Origin of the sequence: Pseudarthrobacter sp. fls2-241-R2A-168 (assembly GCF_030209335.1) — a bacterium.
Taxonomy (GTDB): Bacteria; Actinomycetota; Actinomycetes; order Actinomycetales; family Micrococcaceae; genus Arthrobacter.
On the sequence record NZ_JARVSG010000006.1, the window covers coordinates 45,080 to 65,258 of the forward strand.

A 20,179-nucleotide genomic window follows, 5' to 3' on the forward strand; every position below is an offset into this window, starting at 1 on the left:
GGGGCAGTCCTCGGGGTCATGGGGTTGCGGCGGCGAGTTGCGGTGCAGTGGTGCGGCGGGCGGGCGAAACGTCCACGCGCACGGGTCCCACGATAACATTTCCGCCTTTCTCCGAACCCAGTGGAGACGTGGCGAAAAGGCCCAGTTCGGCGCCTATCCACTGGCCCTTGACCACGTGGAAGTCCCAGCCCTGGACCTCCCACGGTTTCCCTGGTCCGGAACGCCAGGCGAAAGTGGCGCGGGGCGTTCCGTCGGTGCGGATCTGCAGCTCTATCCGGGGGCCCGGCAACGCAATCCTTCGGCCCAGCCGCTGCTCGTGCGGCCCCTCGCCCCCGGTGCCATCGCCGAGGACATAGCCCTCAGCTGTCCGGATGATGCCGAGCCAGGCGTACTTCATGCCCAGCACCACCACTCCCGCCCGGGTCCCCAGCGGCACATCCTGCAACTCCAGGGAGGTGGTGAAGGTGGACGGTGTGCCCGGCAGGATTTGCCCCAGTATGTTGGGCAGCTCGCGCAGGTTCACCGGATCGTTGGCCTTCGGCTTCAAAACCAGGTGCCCTCCCCCGCACTGGTGCGCCCAGTCCTCTTGCGGGTTCGCCTGCCAGTGCCATTGCGGCCCCAGCTTCGGTGAGGAGAAGTCGTCGCTGGCGGGCGGCGACACGTCCTGGGCAAAAGTACCCAAAGGGTAGGTGTGGGCGGGCACCGGGGTGCCCGGTCCGCCGTCGGGATCCTGCTCCCCCATCCAGGGCCAGCCGTCCCCGGTCCACCCCATGGGCTGCAGGTGCACCACACGGCCGTATGGCCCGCGGTCCTGGAAATGCAGGAACCAGTCCTCGCCGCGGGGGCTGGTGACCCACGCGCCCTGGTGCGGCCCGTTGACCACAGTGTCCCCCTGTTCCAGGACGCGCCGCTCCTCATAAGGCCCGAACGGGGACCGGGAGCGGAACACTGACTGCCAGCCCGTCGCCACGCCGCCGGCGGGGGCAAAAATCCAGTACCAGCCCTCGCGCTTGTAGAACTTCGGCCCCTCCACCGTGGTGTAACCAGGCAGGTCAGCCCCGTTGATCACGTGGGTTCCGTTATCCAGGAGCCTGTTGGCATCCGGGCTCATGCGGTGGACCGTGAGCCGGTTCTTGACTCCGATCCGGCTCCGCGCCCAGCCATGGACAAGGTACGCCTGGCCGTCTTCGTCCCAGAGCGGGCAGGGATCAATGAGCCCGCGGCCGGCGTAGAGCAGGTGCGGTTCGGTCCACGGGCCCTCCGCCTTTTCCGCGCTCAGGACAAAGATGCCGTGGTCCGGGTCCGGGTAGAAAATCCAGAAGCGCCCGTTGTGGTGGCGCAGCGCCGGAGCCCACACGCCGCTGCCGTGCCGCACCAATGAATAGTGGCTGGCCTGCGGCAGTTGGGTCAACGCGTGGCCGATGTGCTCCCAGTCCACCAGGTTCCGGGAGCGCAGGACCGGCAGCCCGGGCACGCGGTTGAAGCTGGAGGCAATGAGGTAGTAGACGCCGTTGACCTGCACGGCGTCGGGGTCCGGCCAGTCAGCGTTGAGGATGGGATTGCGGTAGACGGGGGCGGGGATCCGGGTGGTCATGGTGTCCTGTCGGGAGAGCCGGGGTTGATGAGGGGGTGCTGGTCCAGAAGTTCCAGGGCGTGGGCGGGCGTGTGGACGTGTCCGTCATGGATAACGGCGTGCAGCGCCAGCTTCAGCGGGTTGTGGTGGTCCACGGTGGCGGGCTTGACCCACGCCACTGCCGGCCCGGCACCAAGGTAGCCCTCCGCCCGGACGAACCACGGCAGGATGTGGCTGGCATCCTGGGCGAGGATCACCGTTACGGGTGAGGCGTCGATGACCATACCGATGGACAGCCAGCGCGAGCCGGATCCGTGGGCGGGGCCTGCGCCGCTGCCCGCCTCGGACAGGACCAGCGGCTCGCGGGCTGCCTCCGGAAAGCGCCAGAAAATGCCGCCATACCCGGCGCCCTTCCTGCCTTTAACGGCCGACGACGACACCTCCAGCCGCTGTACGCCCACCGCCGGGACAATCATCGAGGACAATGAAAGGGCCCAGCTCGAGGGTCCGGCATTGCTGAAATACTGGATGCGGCGGTGTTCGACGGCTAAATCCCGGCCGCCCTCCGTGAGCCACGAGACCCGGCCTGATTCCTCCTCACTGCGTTCCTCGCCGCCTTCCTGCGATGGAGACTGCCAACCGTGCGGCACCTGCTTTCCGTGGTTGGGCAGCTGCAGTGGGCCGTTGGTTGCCGTGCAGGTGGAACCGCCCCAAAAGTTGGTTCCGTTGACGTCGGAAAAGGCGATGGACAGCCCGAGATGGTGCGGGTGGTCCGCGGGTTCGGCGCCGGTGACAACCACACCCGCCTTTGACCGCATCGGGTGGAGATAAGGCCGAGGCGAAAAGCGCGCGGGTTGTAGCAGTGAAGTGTTGTGGGCGGCAAGAGGATGCTTCTGCGGTGCAGCGCCACGTGCCGCTGCAGGGGTATCGATGGGAATGGCCAAGCGGACCTCCGGTGAGGGGCAGTTCCAGGATGTAGGCATCAGCATACGCAGATCAGAAATAGATCGGCAAGCAATTCAGAAACTTTCTGAGTTTGGCATTCATACAAGTTTCCAAAAACGTGTTGACAGTCACAGCGTTCTCTTGCTAGAAATCGTTTACTGAGTTTTGCTTTATGGGCGGTACCACTTGGAACGGTTGGCACCCGCGGTCACGTTGGAACGCTTGCCATTCCAGAAACTTTCCGGACATCCCGCACCGAAACCACCATCCAGCGGTTGGTGGAAACCCTTTAGAGAGGCGTCATTCAATGATGAAGACAGTTGGCACACCCATCTCCCGCAGGCTGGTTTTGGGCGCAGCCATCACGGCCGCCGGACTGGCCCTGAGCGGCTGCGGAGGAGGTGCAACCCCGTCGGCCGGCGGCGATGTGGAGCTCAACTTCGTCTTCTGGGGAGATGCTAACCGTGCCAAGGTGACCGAGGAGGCGCTGCGGATCTTCGAGGAGAAAAACCCCGGCATCAAGGTGAAAACCGAATACCAGGACAGCGGCCCTTACGCGGACAAGCTGGCCACCCGGTTCGCCGGTGGAAACCCGCCGGACGTGCTCGCCATGGCCAACCGCAGCCTGCTGGAGTACGCCCAGCGCGGCACCCTGGCGGACTTGAAGAGCCTGAAGGAACTGGATCTCGGCAACGTCCCGGACACGGTGATGAGCCGTGGCGAAGTGGACGGCAAGCTCTATGGCCTTGCCACCGGCGTCACCACCATTGGCATGGTGGTGAACAAGACCATCACAGACCAGGCCGGCGTCACCATTCCGGATGACAAGACCTGGAGCTGGGAAGACTATGCGAAGTTCGCCACCGAGGTGACGCAGAAGACCGGCGGCAAGGTCTATGGCGCGGGTTACGACGTGTCCACCGAGACCGGGCCCATCATGCTTGCCAGGCAGCGCGGCGAGGATTTCTACACCAAGGACAACAAGCTGGGCGTTAGCGAGGAGACCATCCGCGACTGGTTCCAGTACAGCGTCGACCTGCGCAAGGCCGGGGGCTACCCGCCGGCGGGATTCTTCGAACAGATTGGCGGCTCCCCCGCCCAGTCCTATCTGGCCAAGGGCACGGTGGCCTCACAAATCATCCCCATCAACAACTACAAGGGCTACAACGACGCTGTTGAAGGAGACGTGGTGCTGCTGCGTATCCCCGGTGAGACCTCCGGCGAGCGCCGCGGCTACTCTGCCGACCCCACCATGCTGTGGTCCATCGCCGCCAAATCCAAGCACCCCAAGGAGGCTGCCAAACTCCTGGATTTCCTGACCAATGACGCCGACGGCGCCGCCCATACGCTGACGCAGCGCGGCGTTCCGGTCAACCCCGAGGTAGCCGAGTCCATCACCTCCAAGCTCAGCGAAGACGACAAAAAGTTCGTTGACCTGATGGCCGGGATCCAGAAGGACGACCTCGCCCCCGCCTACGTGTATCCCAAGGGTGCCAGCGTTGTGGCGGACACCCTCAAGCAACTGGCCACCGAGGTGGAATTCGGCCGTGTCACCCCGGCTGATGCAGCGAAGACCTTCCTTGAGAAGAGCAATGCGGCGATCAACAAGTAGGCGCCCCGTCCTCTTGTCACAATCCGAAGCCGCCATACCCAACACCGGCAGATCCGACGATAGGAGCCTGGCGCCATGTCAGTGCTGACAAAGCAAGCCCCCGGCGCGGCCGCCACTTTGGCCGCGCCCGGCGGGAAACCCGGCCGGGCACGCCTCAAGCGCAAGAACCAGCGTTCGGGCTACCTCTTCCTGCTGCCGTGGTTCATCGGCATGCTGTTCACCATCATCCCGTTCTTCGCCTCCCTCTACCTGGCGTTTACGGACTACAACCTCTTCACCGAGCCGAACTTCGTGGGCCTGGCCAACTTCCAGGCCATGTTCGAGGACCCGCGCCTCCTGCAGTCCCTGAAAGTCACGTTTATCTATACGTTCGTATCAGTTCCTATCTCGCTGGCGGTGGCCCTGCTGATAGCGCTGGTACTTAACCGCGGCCTCCAGGGCCTGGCGATCTACCGCTCCGTGTACTACCTGCCGTCCCTGCTGGGCGGGAGCGTGGCGATCGTGATGCTGTGGCGCTACATCTTCGGCAACGAAGGCATCGTCAACGGTTTCCTGGGCCTCCTGGGAATCCAGGGCCCGGCCTGGGTCACCGACCCGGAATTCGCCCTGGGCACCCTGATCGTCCTGAATGTATGGACCTTCGGCTCGCCCATGGTGATCTTCCTGGCAGGGCTCCGGCAGGTGCCAACCATGTACTACGAGGCGGCGGCCATTGACGGCGCCTCCCGGTGGCGCCAGTTCCGCAGCATCACCCTGCCGCTGATCAGCCCCATCATCTTCTTCAACCTCATCATGCAGCTGATCGGGTCTTTCCAGACCTTCACCCAGGGCTATGTGATGAGCGGCGGCACTGGCGGGCCGGCAGATTCCACCCTGTTCTACAACCTGTACCTGTACCAAAAGGGCTTCACGGAGTTCGAGATGGGCTATGCCTCCGCCATGGCGTGGCTGCTCCTGATGATCATCGCGGTTTTCACTGCCATCAACTTCATCGCATCCAAGTTCTGGGTCTTCTACGACAATTAAGGCACCGCTATGGCTCTCCTCGAACTACCCCTCAAAAACAAGCAGAAAAAGGAAGCACCCGCGGAAGATGCATTAACCGGCACCACGGGCACCCGATTCTCCCGGCACCTCATCCTGTGCCTGGTTGGCCTGGTGATGCTCTACCCGCTGCTGTGGCTGATCTCAAGCTCCTTCAAGCCCAGCAACGACATCTTCCGGCAACTGGGGCTGTGGCCCGAAAACTGGGACTTCAGCAACTACGCCCAAGGCTGGACCGCCCTGGACCAGCCCTTCCATGTGTACCTGATCAACTCACTGATCGTGGTGGTGTTCTCGATCGTGGGCAACATCTTCTCCTGTGCCCTGGCCGCCTACGCCTTCGCCCGGATGGAGTTCACCGGCCGGAAGCTGTTCTTCGCGCTGATGTTGGGAACCCTCATGCTCCCCGGCCACGTGCTGCTGGTGCCGCAGTACATCATCTTTTCGCAGCTCGGCTGGCTGGACACCTACCTGCCGCTGATCGTTCCCAACTTCATGGCCACCAACGCGTTCTTTATTTTCCTGATGGTCCAGTTCATGAAGGCGCTGCCCAGGGAACTCGACGACGCCGCCCAGATCGACGGCTGCGGTCCGTTCCGGACTTTCCTGCGGGTCATCCTGCCGCTCTGCGTTCCGGCGATGGCCACCACCGCCATCTTCACGTTCATCTCCACCTGGAACGAGTTCTTTGGTCCCCTGCTGTACATCCAGAACCAGGACCTCTACACCGTTCCCTTGGCGCTGCGGGCCTTTATGGACTCTGAGGGCCAGAGCATGTGGGGTCCAATGTTCGCCATGTCGGTGGTGTCCATTGCCCCCATCATCGGATTCTTCATCGCCGGCCAGAAATACCTCATCAACGGCATCGCCACCACCGGCCTGAAGTAATGCAGGCCTGAAGCAGGGCAGCCGGAAGTACTGCAGGCCTGCAGCAGCGCCATCCGAACCGGCAAAGGGACTGAAGCTCAGTCCTGACGATCTCCGCACGCATCATCAGCACATCAACCATCCGTGATTGCACGTGCCCGGGCTGGAGGCTGCCCGGGCACAAAACAAAGGAGTTTTGTATGAGTTTGCGACGCCTTCTCGGCGCGGCCACCGCCGCCGCCCTCCTGGGAAGCCTGGCGGCAGTTCCAGCCGCCACCGCTGCCCCGCCCAACACCCTGCAACAATCAGGCGCCTTGCCCGCAACTCCCGCACCGGCCGCTGAAAACACGGCCGAGGCAATGTGGAAGCAGACGCCGGACGGCTTCGCGGCATTGCCGGGCTACGGCCTGGCCGGAACCACCGGCGGGCAGGCGGGCCGGATTGTCACCGCGTCCACCATCCAGGAGCTCAAGGAGTATGCCGCGGCACCCGAACCCCTGGTCATCTTCATCAGCGGCAGCCTGAAGGCCACGGACTACATCAAAATCCCGGTGGCCGCCAACAAGAGCTTCATCGGCACCGGCGCGGGCGCGGAGGTGGTGAACGCCGGCTTCAAACTCATCAATAGCTCCAACGTCATTTTCCGGAACTTCACCATCCGCGATTCCTACATTCCAGGCGACTGGGACGGCAAGACCCCGCAGAACGACCGCGACGGAATCCAGCTGGACACCACGCACCACGTCTGGGTGGACCACATGAAGATCCAGCGCATGGGCGACGGCCTGATCGACACCCGCAAGGACTCGGACCTGGTCACCTACTCCTGGAACGTGTTCGCGGACAACAACAAGGCCCTGGGTGTGGGCTGGACTTCCAACGCCGTAACCCGCATGACCATCCATCACAACTGGATCCGCAACACCACCCAGCGGAACTTCAGCCTCGACAACACCGCGGCCGCACACGTGTACAACAACTACCTGCAGGACATCGGCCAGTACGGCATGATGGGCCGCAACGCCGCCAAGGTGGTCCTGGAAGGGAACAGCTTCAGCACTGTCCAGGACCCGGTTGTGGCCAAGGATCCTGCCACCGAGGTGGTCAACCGGGACAACGTCTTCAACGGCACCCGCGGCAGGAAGGACAACGTGGGGGCCGCCTTTGACCCGTCGCAGAACTACGCCTACCAAAAGGACGATGCAGCCCGCGTTCCGGAGATCGTTGCCGCCGGTGCAGGCCCGCGGGAGAACAATGCCCCAAACAACACCACCAACATCACCGTTGCCCTGGATGGAACCGGCGACTTTGGCAGCCTGCAGGCCGCGATCGGCTCCATCCCCAGCGGCAGCACGCTCCCGCGCACCATCACCGTCAAACCCGGCACCTACCGGGAATCAGTGAACATCTGGGCCGACCGCCCCAACCTCACCATCCAGGGCGCAACAGCCAACCCGGCCGACGTCGTCATCAGCTACGACCTGCCGGCCAACGGCGTCAAGTTCTTCGGCGGCACCTGGGGCGCGGGCGGCAGTGCCACGCTCAACGTCCTCGCCGAGGGAACCACCATCCGGAACTTCACCGTGGAAAACGCCTATGACGAGGCCGCGAACGGAGGAAGCCAGGCCCTCGCCGTTCGCACGGTGGCCGACCGGGTATCCTTCGACGGCACCCGCTTCCTGGGCAACCAGGACACCTACCTGGCGGACACCACCGGCCGCGACGCCACCGCCCGCACCTACCTCAAGAACTGCTACATCGAAGGCGACGTGGACTTCATCTACGGCCGGGGAACTGCAGTGCTGGACGGCTGCACCATTCATTCCCTGAACCGCGGCAGCGACACCAACAACGGCTACATCGTTGCGCCGAGCACCAAGAACTCCAACCCGTACGGCATCCTGATCGTCAACAGCACCCTGACCTCCGATGCCGCTCCGGGAACCGTCAGCCTCGGGCGCCCGTGGTTCGCCAGCAGCGATCCGGACGCCCACCCGATGGCCGTCATCCGGGACTCCGTCCTGGGCAGCCACATCGCGGTCCGCGGCTGGGCCGACATGAGCGGACATGCCTGGACCGAGGGCAGGTTTGCCGAATTCAACAACACCGGCCCGGGCGCTTACGTCAATGAATTCCACCCGCAACTCAGCCCGGAAGAAGCCGCAAAATTCACCGTGGAAACCTTCCTCGGGGACTGGACCACGGCAGGACGTGGTTGAGATGGCTGAAGCATCAGGAATGAGCGTCCGACGGCGGAGCCTCCTCGCGGCCGGCCTGGCAGGTGGCGCTGTGGTGGCGTCCGGCCTGCTCGGCCCGGCTGCCAAGGCCGCGGGGCCCGTGGGACTGGATGCCGCCGTCGGCCCCAACGGCTTTGCCGAAGCCGGGCTTCCGGTAGGCCAAGCTCTTGGCGGTAACGCCTGGGCCGGAGCACCCACGGGCTATGCCGGCGTCGCCGCCCATGGCCGCGAAGGCGCTACCGGCGGGACGGGAGGGGCGCTGGTCCACGCATATACCCCGGAACAGCTCCGCACCTTCGCCAAGAGCCCTGACCTGCTTGTGGTGATCCTGCACGGCGAACTGGTCTTCCCGCAGTATGAAAAGCTGACGGTCACCTCCAACAAGTCCTTCCTGGGGGCTGGCATCGGAACTGCGGTGGTGAATGCCGGGTTCAAGCTGGTCAACGTCTCCAACGTGGTGTTCCGGAACTTCACTGTGCGGGATTCCTACATTCCGGGCGACTTCGAGGGAAAACGGCCTGACAACGACCGGGACGGGATCCAGATGGACACCTCCACGCACGTCTGGGTGGACCACATGCACTTCACCCGGCTGGGCGACGGCCTGGTGGACATCCGGAAGGACTGCGACAACGTCACCCTGTCCTGGAACGTCTTCTCGGACCACAACAAAGCACTGGGCGAAGGGTGGACCTCCAACGTGGTCACCCGGCTCACCCTGCACCACAACTGGATCCGGAACACCCATCAGCGCAACGCCAGCCTGGACAACACCGCGGCGTCCCATGTCTACAACAACTACCTGGAGGACATTTCCAGTTACGGGATGCTGGGCCGCAACGCGGCCCTGCTGGTGGTGGAGGGCAACTACTTCCGGGATGTGCGGAATCCGCTCCATCACCAGGGGGCGGGCGGTGAACTGGTGGCGCGGGACAACATTTTTGAAGCGTGTACCGGCAATACCGGCCAGGAGCGCGGGACCGCCTTCGATCCATCGGCGGCGTATTCCTACGAGCTCACGCCAACACCGGCGGTGCCCGCCTTGGTCCGCGGCTTCAGCGGCCCGTTGGGCGGGACCGAACCTGTGGCCGCGCGCGTCATCACGGTGGCGCTGGACGGCACTGGTGATTACGCAAGCATCCGGGCGGCCGTCGGGGCGATCCCGCCCCGCAATCCCGGTCCGGTTACGGTGCTGATCCGGCCTGGTACCTACCGTGAGCCCGCCGTGATCTGGGGAGACAGGCGCAACATCACTCTGACGGGGGCCACCGGAAATGCCGCCGACGTGGTGCTGACCAACAGCGAGGGCGTTACCCTGCTCGTGGCTGCTGACCACGCCACCATCAAGGACGTGACGGTCACGTCAGACACCCCGCAGGGCGGCAACGTCCTGCGCACCACCGGCAGTAACGTGTCCTTCTCCAACGTGACGGTTCTCAACGGAACATCCGGATAAAGGCTGGCCAACGTTCTTGAACTGCTACTAGTCTTCAAGAACGGCCCGCAACCGGGAGCCCCAAGGCAATCACGAGGAGCGAACTTGTCCAACCACACGTACAGCATTTCCGAAATTGTCGGCACGTCGGATCAGGGAGTGGACGACGCCGTCCGCAACGGTATCGCCAAGGCCTCCCAGACCCTGCGCAACCTTGACTGGTTCGAAGTGAAAGAAATCCGGGGGCACCTCGAAGAGGGCAAGATCGCCGACTGGCAGGTGACCATCAAGCTCGGCTTCCGGCTCGAAGAACAGTAATTTTCCACACAACTGACCCGCAGTAAACGTCGCGAAAACCCGAAATGGGGACGTTAACTGCGGGTCAGTTGGGGTTAAGCAGGACTAGTTAGCCGAGACAATGCCCGCTGCACGCCGGCGCCACACGGTGGGAACGCCGTCGAACGCCGGAAACACGTGGCCTTCGAAGAAGGACAGCACCGTGTGGGGGTCGTGGTCAGGGCTCCAGAGACCGGACACGGGGCAGTGTGAGCCGGTGGCGGTAGAGGGATTGCCGGCGGGCGAGGCCTGGCGTTCCTTGAGCAGTGCGATGCGTTTCATCGTTGAGACCATCCTTGGGTAAGCAGTTCGTGCTTCCAGCCTAGGAAAGCGGCAACAGCTTCCCAATGGGCTCCTGGCCAGAATCAGCGTGCGGAGCTGGCCAAATGTACAGCGGCTTTTTACTCGCCCGTTTCCACCACGGCGGCCGGGGCCTCCGCCGTCGGAAAATGAGACTGCCCGTCCCCGTCTCCGGTGTCTGCGGCGCCGAGGCTGCCCAGCAAGGCCAGGGCGTCCGACGACGGCGAGCCGGGCCGGGCGGAATAGACCCTGAGCGTCTGGTCCGGGTCGTCCGGGAGGACAAGGTTTTCAAAGTTCAGTTCGAGGTCCCCCACGGCGCGATGGTGCAGGCGGACGGTCCCGGCCGACCGGCTGGCCACTCGGTGGCCCGCCCACCACTGCCGGAAGTGCTCGCTGTTGACCGCGAGTTCGCCCACCAGCTGGTTGGCCTGCGGGTCATTCGGGTGCCGGCCGACGTCGAGCCTGAGGGCTCCGGCGGCTTCGGCGGCCACCGTCTTCCAGTCGCGGAACAGCTCCCGGGCGGCGGGGTCGAGAATGAGCCAGCGGGTCAGGTTCCGTTCCCCCGCCGGCAGCGCCGGGAAATCCGCGAAGAGGAGGAAGGCCAGCCGGTTCCCGGCCAGTACGTCGCTGCGGCGCCCCAGCACCATGGCCGGCACGTCACCCACAGCTTCCAGCAGATGACGCAGCGCCGGGCGGACTGCCTGCGCCGGCTGACCGCCCGCGCGCGGTGCCGCGGCGCAGTTCTCCAGCAGGTCCATCATGTGCGCATGCTCGCTGCTGCTAAGCCGGAGAGCCCGGGCCACGGACTCCAGTACCGTGCGTGACGGGTGGATGTTCCGGCCCTGCTCGAGGCGGACGTAGTAGTCCGTGCTGACTCCCGCCAGCCGGGCCACCTCCTCGCGGCGCAGTCCGGGCACCCTCCGGGCACCGGACGTGCTCCCCGCCCCGATGTCCTCCGGGCTCAGCCGGGACCGCATGGCTTTGAGGAATTTTCCAAACTCGGCGCTTTGACCCATGCAGACCATTGTGACCCGCGCAGTCCGACCGGTTCTACTGCAGGCCACCACTTTCTACAACGAAGGTAGGACTGGCAGTCCTAGGAAAAACAAGATCAGCCTTGCTTACTGACACGGCGGCCAAAAGTGCATAGGCTCAATAGCGAGCCAGGCGGAAACCGCTTTCTCATGGTCGAGTCCACGGCACCCACCCGAGAATCATTCAAGGAGCCCCCATGTCAGAGCTGACACTGAACAACGGCATCACCATCCCCCAACTTGGTTTCGGTGTTTTCCAGGTGCCGCCGGAGGACACCCAGCGGGCCGTCGAGGAGGCACTCGAAGCCGGGTACCGCCACATCGACACAGCCGCGGCCTACCGCAATGAAGCAGGCGTAGGGGCTGCCATCGCGGCCGCTGGTATCCCGCGCGAGGACATCTTCATCACCACCAAGCTCCGGAACGGCGAGCAGGACCGGGCGCAGGCGGCCTTCCAGAACAGCCGCAAAGCCCTCGGCCTGGACTACGTGGACCTGTACCTCATCCACTGGCCGGTCCCTTCCCAGGGCCTGTATGTCCAGGCCTGGAAGGAAATGGAGCGCTTGTACGAAAACAACGAGATCCGCGCCATCGGTGTTTCCAACTTCCTCGCCGAACACCTGGACAAGCTGCTGGAGTCCGCAGAAATTGTTCCGGCCGTGAACCAGATCGAACTCCACCCCAGCTACCAGCAGGCGGAACTGGCGGACAAGTGCAGGAACCTGGGCATCGCCGTCGAGGCTTACAGTCCCCTGGGCCGCGGCGCGGATCTGAACGGCAATGCCGTGACCACCATCGCCAATGCCCACAACGCCACCACTGCCCAGGTGGTCCTCGCCTGGCACCTGGCCGCCGGGAACATCGTGATCCCGAAATCCAGCCGGGCAGAACGGATCCGGGAAAACTTCGCCGCTTCAGGCCTCACGCTTTCCAGCGAGGAGATCGCCTCGATCACCGCCCTGGAGTCCGGGTCACGCCTTGGCTCCGATCCCGCCGTCGCCTCCTTCACCCAGCTGTAGCATCGCCTAACCAAAGGATTTCCCATGCAGTACACCCACCTTGGCCGCTCCGGCCTGAAAGTCTCCCGGCTCTGCCTGGGCACTATGAACTTCGGTCCGCAGACCGAAGAAAGCGATGCCCACAGCATCATGGACTCCGCGCACGGGAACGGCATCAACTTTTTCGACACCGCCAACGTGTACGGCGGTGCCGGGCACCGCGGCTGGACCGAAGAAATCATCGGCCGCTGGTTCGCCAAGGGCGGCGAGCGCCGCGAGCACACCGTCCTGGCCACCAAGCTGTACGGCACCATGACGGACCGGCCCAACGAATCAAAGCTGTCCGCGCTGAACATCCGCCGTGCCCTGGATGCGAGCCTGAAGCGGCTGCAGACGGACTACATCGACATCTACCAGTTCCACCACATCGACCGGGACACACCCTGGGACGAGATCTGGCAGGCCATCGAGGTCGCCGTGCAACAGGGGAAGATCCTGTACTCAGGAAGCAGCAACTTCGCCGGGTGGCACATCGCCCAGGCCCAGGAAGCTGCCCGGCGGCGGAACTACACCGGACTGGTCAGCGAGCAATCCATCTACAACCTGTTCATGCGGCAGGTTGAGCTGGAAGTCATCCCGGCCGCCCAGCAGTACGGACTGGGACTCATCCCCTGGTCCCCGCTCCAGGGCGGACTCCTGGGCGGCGTCCTGAAGAAGGAGCAGCAGGGCGTCCGGCGAAGCGAGGGCCGTGCCGCCGAAACGCTCAAAAAGCACCGGGACCAGATCCAGCAGTACGAGGATTTTGCCGATGAGCTGGGCCAGGAACCCGGCGACATCGCCCTCGCCTGGCTGCTGCACCAGCCCGCCGTCACGGCCCCCATTGTTGGACCGCGGACCCAGGAACAGCTCGACGCCGCGATCCGGGCACTTGACGTCACCCTCGACGCCGATGCCCTCAAGCGGCTCGATGACATCTTCCCCGGGCATAAGACGGCGCCGGAAGACTACGCGTGGTGAACCCACTCGTTCGCGAGGCCGATACTGTGGCGCCGAAAAGCATCCTTTTCATCGGCGGCACCGGCGTTATAAGCGCGGCGGCGGCACAACGCGCCGCCGCGCTGGGCCACCGGCTGACAATCCTCAACCGGGGCCGGTCCACCAGGCCGGTCCCGGAAGGGGTGGAGACCCTCTCCGCGGACGTCCGCGACGCCTCAGCGGTCCGGGAGGCGTTGGCAGGCCGGGAGTTCGACGCCGTCGCGGACTTCATCACGTACACCCCCGACCAGGCCAAGGCCAGCCTGGACCTGTTCGCCGGCCGCACCGGACAATACGTTTTCATCAGTTCCGCATCCGCCTACCAGAAGCCGCCAACCCGGTTGCCGATCAGGGAATCCACGCCGCTCAAGAATCCGTTCTGGCAGTATTCGCGGGACAAGATCGCCTGCGAGGAGCTGCTTTTCCAGGCCTACCGTGAGCAGGATTTTCCGCTCACGGTGATTCGGCCGTCCCATACTTATGACCGGACCAAGATCGCCATGGTGGGCGGCTGGACGGACATCCACCGGATGCGTGCCGGACTGCCGGTCATGGTGCACGGCGACGGCACCTCGCTCTGGACGCTGACCCACAGCAAGGACTTCGCCAAGGCGTTCGTGGGGCTGCTGGGCCGCCCGCAAGCGGTGGGTGAGAGCTACACCATCACCTCGGACGAATACCTGCCCTGGAACCAGATCTACCAGCTGTTTGCCCGGGCGGCAGGGGTTGCGGAACCGGAACTGGTCCATGTGGCCTCGGAAACCATTGCCGCGCACAGCGAAGAGCTGGGCGCGAACCTGCTGGGCGACCGGTCCCACTCGGTCATTTTCGACAACACCAAAATCAAATCCCTGGTGCCGAATTACTGCGCCACCATCCCCTTTGCTGACGGGGCGCGCGAGATCGTGGACTGGTATGACCACAACCCTGATCTCCAGGTGGTGGACCAGACCTTTATGGACCTGAGCGACCGGTTGACCGGCTGGGCCCGCGACGGGGCCTGAGCATCCACGCTCCATGCCTCCGCACCTGAGCTTTGCCCCTTATCTACAACGTTCTCAATACCGCCTTTTGCGCCGGCCCGCAAGGGCTTGTTTTCTGCGTACCCCTCCTACTAGGTTACTGGGGAAGCGTTTTCCCATTCAAAAATTGAAAGGATTCACTAATGAATCCGAGCCGTACCCCTGCGCGCCTCCTGTCCGTCGCCGCCGTCGGAATTGCCCTCACGTTCGGCTGCCTCGCAGCCCCGGCGTCCGCCGTCGGCCCCTCTCCCAAGCCGGGCACGCCCGGCGTCCAGCTGGACCATTTGGACCGCGGCCTGGTGGCCGCCAAGACATCAGAAGGAGTGTTCCTCAGCTGGCGCCTGCTCGGCCACGAAGCCACCGGCTCCTCCGCCACGGGCGTCACCGGCACGGACTTCAATGTCTACCGGGACGGCCAAAAGCTGGCCACCGTCACGGACAGCACCAACTTCCAGGACACTGCCGGAACCGCAGCGTCGGAGTACCAGGTGCGGGCCGTCGTCGGCGGCGTTGAACTGGACCGCAGCGCCACCGCCACGTCCTGGGGCGGCAACTTCAAGGACATTCCGCTGAAGAAGCCGGCCGACGGCGTCACGCCCGCCGGCCAGGCCTACACGTACGCCGCCAACGATGCCTCCATCGGCGACGTGGACGGTGACGGCCAGTACGAATTCGTCGTCAAATGGGACCCCAACAACTCCAAGGACGTCTCCCAGGTGGGCTACACCGGCAACACCTACGTGGACACCTACAAAGCTGACGGCACCCTGCTCCACAGGATCGACCTGGGCGTGAACATCCGCTCGGGCGCGCACTACACCCAGTTGCTCGTCAACGATTTCGACGGCGACGGCCGGGCCGAGATGATGATGAAGACCGCCCCCGGGACCAAGAGCACCAACTTCAACGCCGACGGCAGTGTTGCCTCAGAGAACTTCATTTCACTGCTGCAGCAGGACATCAACGCCGGCTACTCAAACTCTGACGACTACCGGATGAGCGCCGCCGACTACTACCAGCACATGGTCAAGACGTTCCAGGGCTGGACCGAGCACCCCGAAGTCAAGGCCGGACACTGGCCCGCCACGCTCGAAGAAGCGTTCGGTATCGCGAAGAAGTACCAGTACCCGCTGTCCCAGGCTGACGCCGAAGCCCTGACGGACTACTTCATGGACGTCTACGCCCCGTCGCGCAGCGCCCGCAACAACCTCCGCGCCTTTGAAGGCTTCATCGTCTCCGGGCCCGAGTACCTCACGGTGTTCGAGGGCGCCACGGGCAAGGAACTGAAGACGGTCGCCTACAAGCCGGGCCGGCACGACGACGGACTGATGTGGGGCGATTACGCCATGGCCCGCATCGAGCCGGGCAACCGCGTGGACCGCTTCCTGGCCGGCGTCGCCTACCTGGACGGCACGAAGCCGGCCGCGGTTTTCGCCCGCGGCTACTACACGCGCAGCACGCTCGCTGCCTACACCTGGGACGGGTCAGACCTCGCACCCGTGTGGAGTGTGGATTCAGGCTGGACGCCCATGACCAACCCGTTCAACGATTCCCCGCATGGCCGCGACGGCACCGATCCCGAGTTCGGCAAGCTCACCACCCAAGGCTTCCACTCGCTGAGTGCCTCTGATGTGGACGGCGACGGCAAGCAGGAGATTGTCTACGGCTCGGCCACCATCGACGACGACGGGTCACTGCTGTACAGCTCGTTCGACACCCTGCCGGCCGGCAGCGCCGTTCCCGGCGAAGAGGCGAGACTGGGCCACGGCGATGCCATGCACGTCACGGACATCGACCCGGCCCGTCCGGGCAAGGAAATCTTCACTGTTCACGAAGGCGCCGCCTACGCACCCTACGGCTATGCCATGCGCGATGCCGCCACCGGTGAGGTCCTCTTCGGCGCCTACTCGGGCAAGGACACAGGCCGCGGCATGATCGGCGACGTTGATCCCACCGTTCCCGGCATCGAGAACTGGGCCATCGGCATGCAGTCCGCCGACGGCGACAAGCTCTCCACGTCCACTCCGGGCACCAACATGAGCATTAAATGGGCCGCGGACATGACCACTCAGATCGTCAACGGCGCCGGGGACCAGACGCCCACCATCGATGACTGGAAGCGCGGCAGGCTCCTCACCGCAACGGACACCCGCACCAACAACGGCACCAAGGGCACACCGAGCCTGGTGGCGGATGTAGTGGGCGACTGGCGCGAGGAACTGCTGGTGCGGACCGCGGACAGCTCCGCCCTGCGGATGTACCTCAGCACCGAGGTGACCAACCACAAGCTCTACACGCTGATGCACGACCCCCAGTACCGGGCAGAGGTGGCCCGGCAAAACACCACCTACAACCAGCCCGCCTACACGGATTTCTACTTTGCCTCCGACATGGACTTCGGCAAAGTTCCCCTGCGCGCGGCCTGGCTGCCCGGCAGCGTAAAGGCACTGCAGCACGTGCTGGAAGACCTCGTAGACTCTGGAGACGTGGCCGGCCCGGTGGGCAGCCAGCTGGCTGCGAGCGTGCAGCAGGCGGCGAAAGCAGTGGAAGACCGCGATGCCGGCAAGGCATCGCAGGCGCTGAAGCGCTTCGTTGACTTCCTGGGCCAGCAGAAGGGCCCGGACAAGGTGTCCGACACCGCCCGCGTGTCCCTGACGTACAACGCCGAAAATATTCTGCGGGCGTTTGGGGGCTAGGTTCAGCCGATAAGGGAGAGACTGTTGGAATGACACTTGCACCCGTGATCAAACTCAATGACGGTAACTCCATCCCCCAACTGGGCCTTGGCACCTGGCCGCTGGACGACGATCAGGCGGCCACCGCCGTCGTACAAGCCCTGGAAGCCGGGTACCGGCATATCGACACCGCGGTGAAATACGGCAACGAGCGTGGTGTGGGGAACGGTGTCCGGGCCAGCGGCGTGGACCGTGGAGAGCTGTTCATCACCACCAAGCTGGACGGCCAGTACCAGGGCAACGACCGCGCCATTGAGGGGCTGGACGGTGCGCTGGAGCGGCTGGGGCTCGACTACGTGGACCTGCTCCTGATCCACTGGCCGCTCCCCCAGCGCGATGAATACGTGTCCACGTGGAAGACGTTCGAGCGGTTGCAGGCGGAGGGCAAGGTGCGTTCCATCGGCGTTTCCAACTTCAAGCCGGCCCACCTTGAGCGGCTTATGGCCGAAACCGACGTGGTGCCGGCGGTGAACCAGATCCAGCTCAGCCCTGCCATTACCCGGACGGCCGAGCGGGAGTTCCACGAAAAGCACGGAATTGTGACGGAGTCCTACAGCCCGCTGGGTGGGTCCGGGGCGGGCCTGCTCGGCGCTCCCATCCTGTCCCAGCTGGCTGAAAAACATGGAAAAACACCCGGTCAACTGGTCCTGCGGTGGCATATTCAGCACGGACTTGTAACGATTCCGAAAACGGCGAATCCGGACCGGATGAGCGAGAACCTGGACATCTTCGATTTCGCCCTGGATCCGCAGGATCTCGCGGAATTGGCCATCCTCGACGAGGGGCCGGGGGCAGGCAATGATTCCGACGTGACGGGGCACTGAAACAGGCCTGAACTGCGCCTTTCGTTATCTTCGGGGTTGGCAAACAGATAGTAAGCATGATTACTATTGAGGCAGAAGGATGAAGTGCTTCCGGGATCCGGAGGCCTCCTTTACTTAGGAAGAGGAACGAAAAATGGGATTTATTGCATTTCTGATTCTCGGACTTATTGCTGGTGCGATCGCTAAGGCGATCCTTCCGGGCAGGCAGGGTGGCGGCTGGCTCATCACCCTCGTCCTGGGCGTCGTTGGAGCACTCCTCGGCGGTTGGATCGGCGGAATGATCTTCGGCAGCGGACTGCAGGAGTTCTTCTCCCTGCAGACGTGGCTGCTGGCCATCGGCGGCGCACTCATCGTGCTGCTGGTCTACGGCCTGGTCACGAACCGCGGCGCGCGCCGCTAAGCGGAGCGCAAGCCAGGGAAACCGGCCTGGGGACATCATCCCTGGGCCGGTTTTCCCTTTCCCGGCTTCTGGGTTTCCGAGGCCGGAACTGAAAACCTTCTCACGGAGCAGGAGTTCATCATGAAAAACAAACTTCTTTTGGGTATCGGAATCGCCACCGGGTACGTTCTCGGATCCCGGTCCGGCCGGGCAGCCTACGACAAGCTGAAGGCGCGGGCTGCCGGCATCTGGGACAGCAAGCCTGTCCAGGACAAGGTGACCGTTGCTACCGAGGCCATCAAGGAAAAGGCCCCCGAAGTCGCGGATCAGCTGACTGAAGCGGCCCGCCGCGCAGGCACCGTGATCGGCTCCGCGATGCACCGTGACGGCTCGTCCGGCGACGTCAAGTCCTCAACGTCCGACGCCGGCACCACAGCAGGTGCTCCCGCCGGCACTTCCAGCGGGCTTGGCACGCCGGGTACCACCGGCACTGCTTCTGCAGCAGGCACGGCTGATGCGGCAGGCACTCCTGCCTCGGCCGAGGGCCTTGACGACAGCCACATCCCGGCGCACAGCACGCATCCGGAAACGCTCAACCTGGATACCTCCAGCGGCGAAGCGCAGTCCAAGGCGTAGCCAACGCGCCCGCTCATGACGCGGCATTCCCCGTGTGACAAGGGAGCATCAACGCTCATGTGCTACAACTAGATGGTTTTGCTGGCCGTCGCGATCCTTGGGGGACGCGGCGGCCGGCGGCGTTTAACCCGACTGGTGTTTTAGGCCGGCGGGTGTTTTGCGTGGCTGGCCCCTTCAACTGGCATCTTCACTGGCCTGGAACTTGGACCGAAAGTGCTGCAGTTGCCGTTCGCCCCGGAGTTTTCCACATAGCATCCATTGCAGCCACTTTTGTCAGTGCCCTTTGGCAGAGTTGACCTATGGAAGCCATTGGGGAACGGCCAGAGCAGTACGGCGGTAACGTCGTGGTGCTCTGGCGGGCCGGGGTTACCACCCCTGGTGCCCCTTCGGGCTTCAACGGTCCCGTGGCGGTCGGCTCCGGTTCCTTCACCGCTTCCAGTCATTCTGCACACGCCGACTACGACGACGGCACCCCGCTTGGTCCCGGCTGGCCCCTCCACGCTGTACCCACCGAGCCCACGCACGATGATGGCGAACCAGCCGCGCCGGCGGAAACTGATTCCGCACCGACCGGACCCGGAGAGGTTGCTTCAGCACTCACCGGGACGGCGACAGGGCCGGTTCCGGCAGATTCTGTGCGGGCCGGGGAGCCGTTGAGTCTGGCGGCGCTCGGCAGGCTCGTGGCTCAGGCTGCTGCTGCCGCGCCGTCGGTGCTTGCTGGGGCCAGCTATGTTGAAGCCGCGAACTATGCCGCTGGAGTGGAGGAAATTTCCCGGGCCGTGGAGTACCTGCAGGTCCTCTCCGCCGGGACCGTGGACCGGACCCGCACCCAGGCGATCGCCGCCGCGGACACCGCCCGCGCCAACCGGTCCCGCACCGGCACGGGCAAGGGCTGGGTCACCGGCTGGGACAACGGCGTCGAAACCCTGAACGAAACAGACGCCCACTGGCCCGCCGGGTCTGCATCCTGTGACACCGGGACCATGAGTATCACCGACGGCCGGAACCGGGTGATCACCTCACCGGCCGATGACGGCTGCGCCAATACCGCAGAGTTCCTTCGCCAGCGGCTGAGGATCAGCAAAAGCGAAGCCAACCGCCGCCTCGCCCTCGCAAAAGACATCCTCCCTGCCAGCACCCTCACCGGCGACACCATCCCCGCACCCC

General features: G+C 64.3%; 17 protein-coding genes and 1 pseudogene. 14 read left to right on the top strand and 4 right to left on the bottom strand.

Features of this window, described 5'->3' with window-relative positions:
- Window positions 1-16 precede the first annotated feature (16 nt).
- Complete coding sequence (locus tag QRN11_RS05105) at window positions 17-1,594, bottom strand: glycoside hydrolase family 43 protein (protein WP_285250141.1); 1,578 nt, start codon at window positions 1,592-1,594, stop codon at window positions 17-19.
- A complete protein-coding gene (locus QRN11_RS05110; RefSeq protein WP_350223969.1) occupies window positions 1,591-2,562 on the bottom strand; it encodes a DUF6807 family protein in 972 nt (323 codons plus the stop codon). Before QRN11_RS05110 ends, QRN11_RS05105 begins: the two co-directional genes overlap by 4 nt.
- A gap of 263 nt (window positions 2,563-2,825) precedes the next feature.
- Between QRN11_RS05110 and QRN11_RS05115 the strand changes: the two genes are divergently transcribed.
- The 6 genes from QRN11_RS05115 (at window position 2,826) to QRN11_RS05140 (ending at window position 10,031) form a co-directional block, all read left to right on the top strand.
- A complete protein-coding gene (locus tag QRN11_RS05115) occupies window positions 2,826-4,130 on the top strand; it encodes an ABC transporter substrate-binding protein (protein ID WP_285250142.1) in 1,305 nt (434 codons plus the stop codon).
- A gap of 75 nt (window positions 4,131-4,205) precedes the next feature.
- Window positions 4,206-5,156, top strand: coding sequence for a carbohydrate ABC transporter permease (locus tag QRN11_RS05120; protein WP_091423626.1), 951 nt, complete (start codon window positions 4,206-4,208; stop codon window positions 5,154-5,156).
- 9 nt (window positions 5,157-5,165) lie between these two features.
- Window positions 5,166-6,062, top strand: a complete 897-nt coding sequence (locus QRN11_RS05125; protein ID WP_285250143.1) for a carbohydrate ABC transporter permease — start codon at window positions 5,166-5,168, stop codon at window positions 6,060-6,062.
- Window positions 6,063-6,241: 179 nt separating this feature from the next.
- Complete coding sequence (locus tag QRN11_RS05130) at window positions 6,242-8,260, top strand: pectinesterase family protein (RefSeq protein ID WP_285250144.1); 2,019 nt, start codon at window positions 6,242-6,244, stop codon at window positions 8,258-8,260.
- Window position 8,261: 1 nt separating this feature from the next.
- Complete coding sequence (locus QRN11_RS05135; RefSeq protein WP_285250145.1) at window positions 8,262-9,734, top strand: pectate lyase family protein; 1,473 nt, start codon at window positions 8,262-8,264, stop codon at window positions 9,732-9,734.
- Window positions 9,735-9,818: 84 nt separating this feature from the next.
- A complete protein-coding gene (locus QRN11_RS05140; protein WP_091423633.1) occupies window positions 9,819-10,031 on the top strand; it encodes a dodecin in 213 nt (70 codons plus the stop codon).
- Between the two features lie 84 nt (window positions 10,032-10,115).
- On the opposite strand, the gene QRN11_RS05145 is transcribed toward QRN11_RS05140, so the two are convergent.
- Complete coding sequence (locus QRN11_RS05145; RefSeq protein ID WP_285250146.1) at window positions 10,116-10,331, bottom strand: hypothetical protein; 216 nt, start codon at window positions 10,329-10,331, stop codon at window positions 10,116-10,118.
- Between the two features lie 119 nt (window positions 10,332-10,450).
- Window positions 10,451-11,365, bottom strand: coding sequence for a helix-turn-helix domain-containing protein (locus QRN11_RS05150; RefSeq protein ID WP_285250147.1), 915 nt, complete (start codon window positions 11,363-11,365; stop codon window positions 10,451-10,453).
- A gap of 215 nt (window positions 11,366-11,580) precedes the next feature.
- Here QRN11_RS05150 and QRN11_RS05155 point away from each other — a divergent pair, with 215 nt between their 5' ends.
- The 8 genes and pseudogenes from QRN11_RS05155 to QRN11_RS05190 form a co-directional block, all read left to right on the top strand.
- Window positions 11,581-12,402, top strand: coding sequence for an aldo/keto reductase (locus tag QRN11_RS05155; protein WP_285250148.1), 822 nt, complete (start codon window positions 11,581-11,583; stop codon window positions 12,400-12,402).
- Between the two features lie 24 nt (window positions 12,403-12,426).
- Window positions 12,427-13,398, top strand: coding sequence for an aldo/keto reductase (locus tag QRN11_RS05160; protein WP_091423641.1), 972 nt, complete (start codon window positions 12,427-12,429; stop codon window positions 13,396-13,398).
- Window positions 13,392-14,420 (top strand): SDR family oxidoreductase, encoded by a 1,029-nt coding sequence (locus QRN11_RS05165; RefSeq protein WP_285250149.1) that lies wholly within the window; start codon window positions 13,392-13,394, stop codon window positions 14,418-14,420. Before QRN11_RS05160 ends, QRN11_RS05165 begins: the two co-directional genes overlap by 7 nt.
- A gap of 161 nt (window positions 14,421-14,581) precedes the next feature.
- Window positions 14,582-17,134, top strand: a complete 2,553-nt coding sequence (locus tag QRN11_RS05170; RefSeq protein WP_285250150.1) for a rhamnogalacturonan lyase — start codon at window positions 14,582-14,584, stop codon at window positions 17,132-17,134.
- 29 nt (window positions 17,135-17,163) lie between these two features.
- A complete protein-coding gene (locus QRN11_RS05175; protein WP_285250151.1) occupies window positions 17,164-17,997 on the top strand; it encodes an aldo/keto reductase in 834 nt (277 codons plus the stop codon).
- Window positions 17,998-18,130: 133 nt separating this feature from the next.
- Window positions 18,131-18,397, top strand: coding sequence for a GlsB/YeaQ/YmgE family stress response membrane protein (locus QRN11_RS05180; protein ID WP_285250152.1), 267 nt, complete (start codon window positions 18,131-18,133; stop codon window positions 18,395-18,397).
- A gap of 120 nt (window positions 18,398-18,517) precedes the next feature.
- Window positions 18,518-19,012, top strand: coding sequence for a hypothetical protein (locus tag QRN11_RS05185; protein ID WP_285250153.1), 495 nt, complete (start codon window positions 18,518-18,520; stop codon window positions 19,010-19,012).
- A 299-nt stretch (window positions 19,013-19,311) separates the two neighbouring features.
- Window positions 19,312-20,179, top strand: a pseudogene (locus QRN11_RS05190) (hypothetical protein); the annotation flags it as partial.

Bases quoted from the DNA above. Each gene is read 5' to 3' on its own strand.
- QRN11_RS05115 (WP_285250142.1), top strand. From the start codon at position 2,826: ATGATGAAGACAGTTGGCACACCCATCTCCCGCAGGCTGGTTTTGGGC.
- QRN11_RS05150 (WP_285250147.1), bottom strand. From the start codon at position 11,365: ATGGGTCAAAGCGCCGAGTTTGGAAAATTCCTCAAAGCCATGCGGTCC.
- QRN11_RS05185 (WP_285250153.1), top strand. From the start codon at position 18,518: ATGAAAAACAAACTTCTTTTGGGTATCGGAATCGCCACCGGGTACGTT.
- QRN11_RS05180 (WP_285250152.1), top strand. From the start codon at position 18,131: ATGGGATTTATTGCATTTCTGATTCTCGGACTTATTGCTGGTGCGATC.
- QRN11_RS05145 (WP_285250146.1), bottom strand. From the start codon at position 10,331: ATGAAACGCATCGCACTGCTCAAGGAACGCCAGGCCTCGCCCGCCGGC.
- QRN11_RS05120 (WP_091423626.1), top strand. From the start codon at position 4,206: ATGTCAGTGCTGACAAAGCAAGCCCCCGGCGCGGCCGCCACTTTGGCC.
- QRN11_RS05160 (WP_091423641.1), top strand. From the start codon at position 12,427: ATGCAGTACACCCACCTTGGCCGCTCCGGCCTGAAAGTCTCCCGGCTC.
- QRN11_RS05130 (WP_285250144.1), top strand. From the start codon at position 6,242: ATGAGTTTGCGACGCCTTCTCGGCGCGGCCACCGCCGCCGCCCTCCTG.
- QRN11_RS05110 (WP_350223969.1), bottom strand. From the start codon at position 2,562: ATGCTGATGCCTACATCCTGGAACTGCCCCTCACCGGAGGTCCGCTTG.
- QRN11_RS05170 (WP_285250150.1), top strand. From the start codon at position 14,582: ATGAATCCGAGCCGTACCCCTGCGCGCCTCCTGTCCGTCGCCGCCGTC.
- QRN11_RS05135 (WP_285250145.1), top strand. From the start codon at position 8,262: ATGGCTGAAGCATCAGGAATGAGCGTCCGACGGCGGAGCCTCCTCGCG.
- QRN11_RS05175 (WP_285250151.1), top strand. From the start codon at position 17,164: ATGACACTTGCACCCGTGATCAAACTCAATGACGGTAACTCCATCCCC.
- QRN11_RS05155 (WP_285250148.1), top strand. From the start codon at position 11,581: ATGTCAGAGCTGACACTGAACAACGGCATCACCATCCCCCAACTTGGT.
- QRN11_RS05125 (WP_285250143.1), top strand. From the start codon at position 5,166: ATGGCTCTCCTCGAACTACCCCTCAAAAACAAGCAGAAAAAGGAAGCA.
- QRN11_RS05105 (WP_285250141.1), bottom strand. From the start codon at position 1,594: ATGACCACCCGGATCCCCGCCCCCGTCTACCGCAATCCCATCCTCAAC.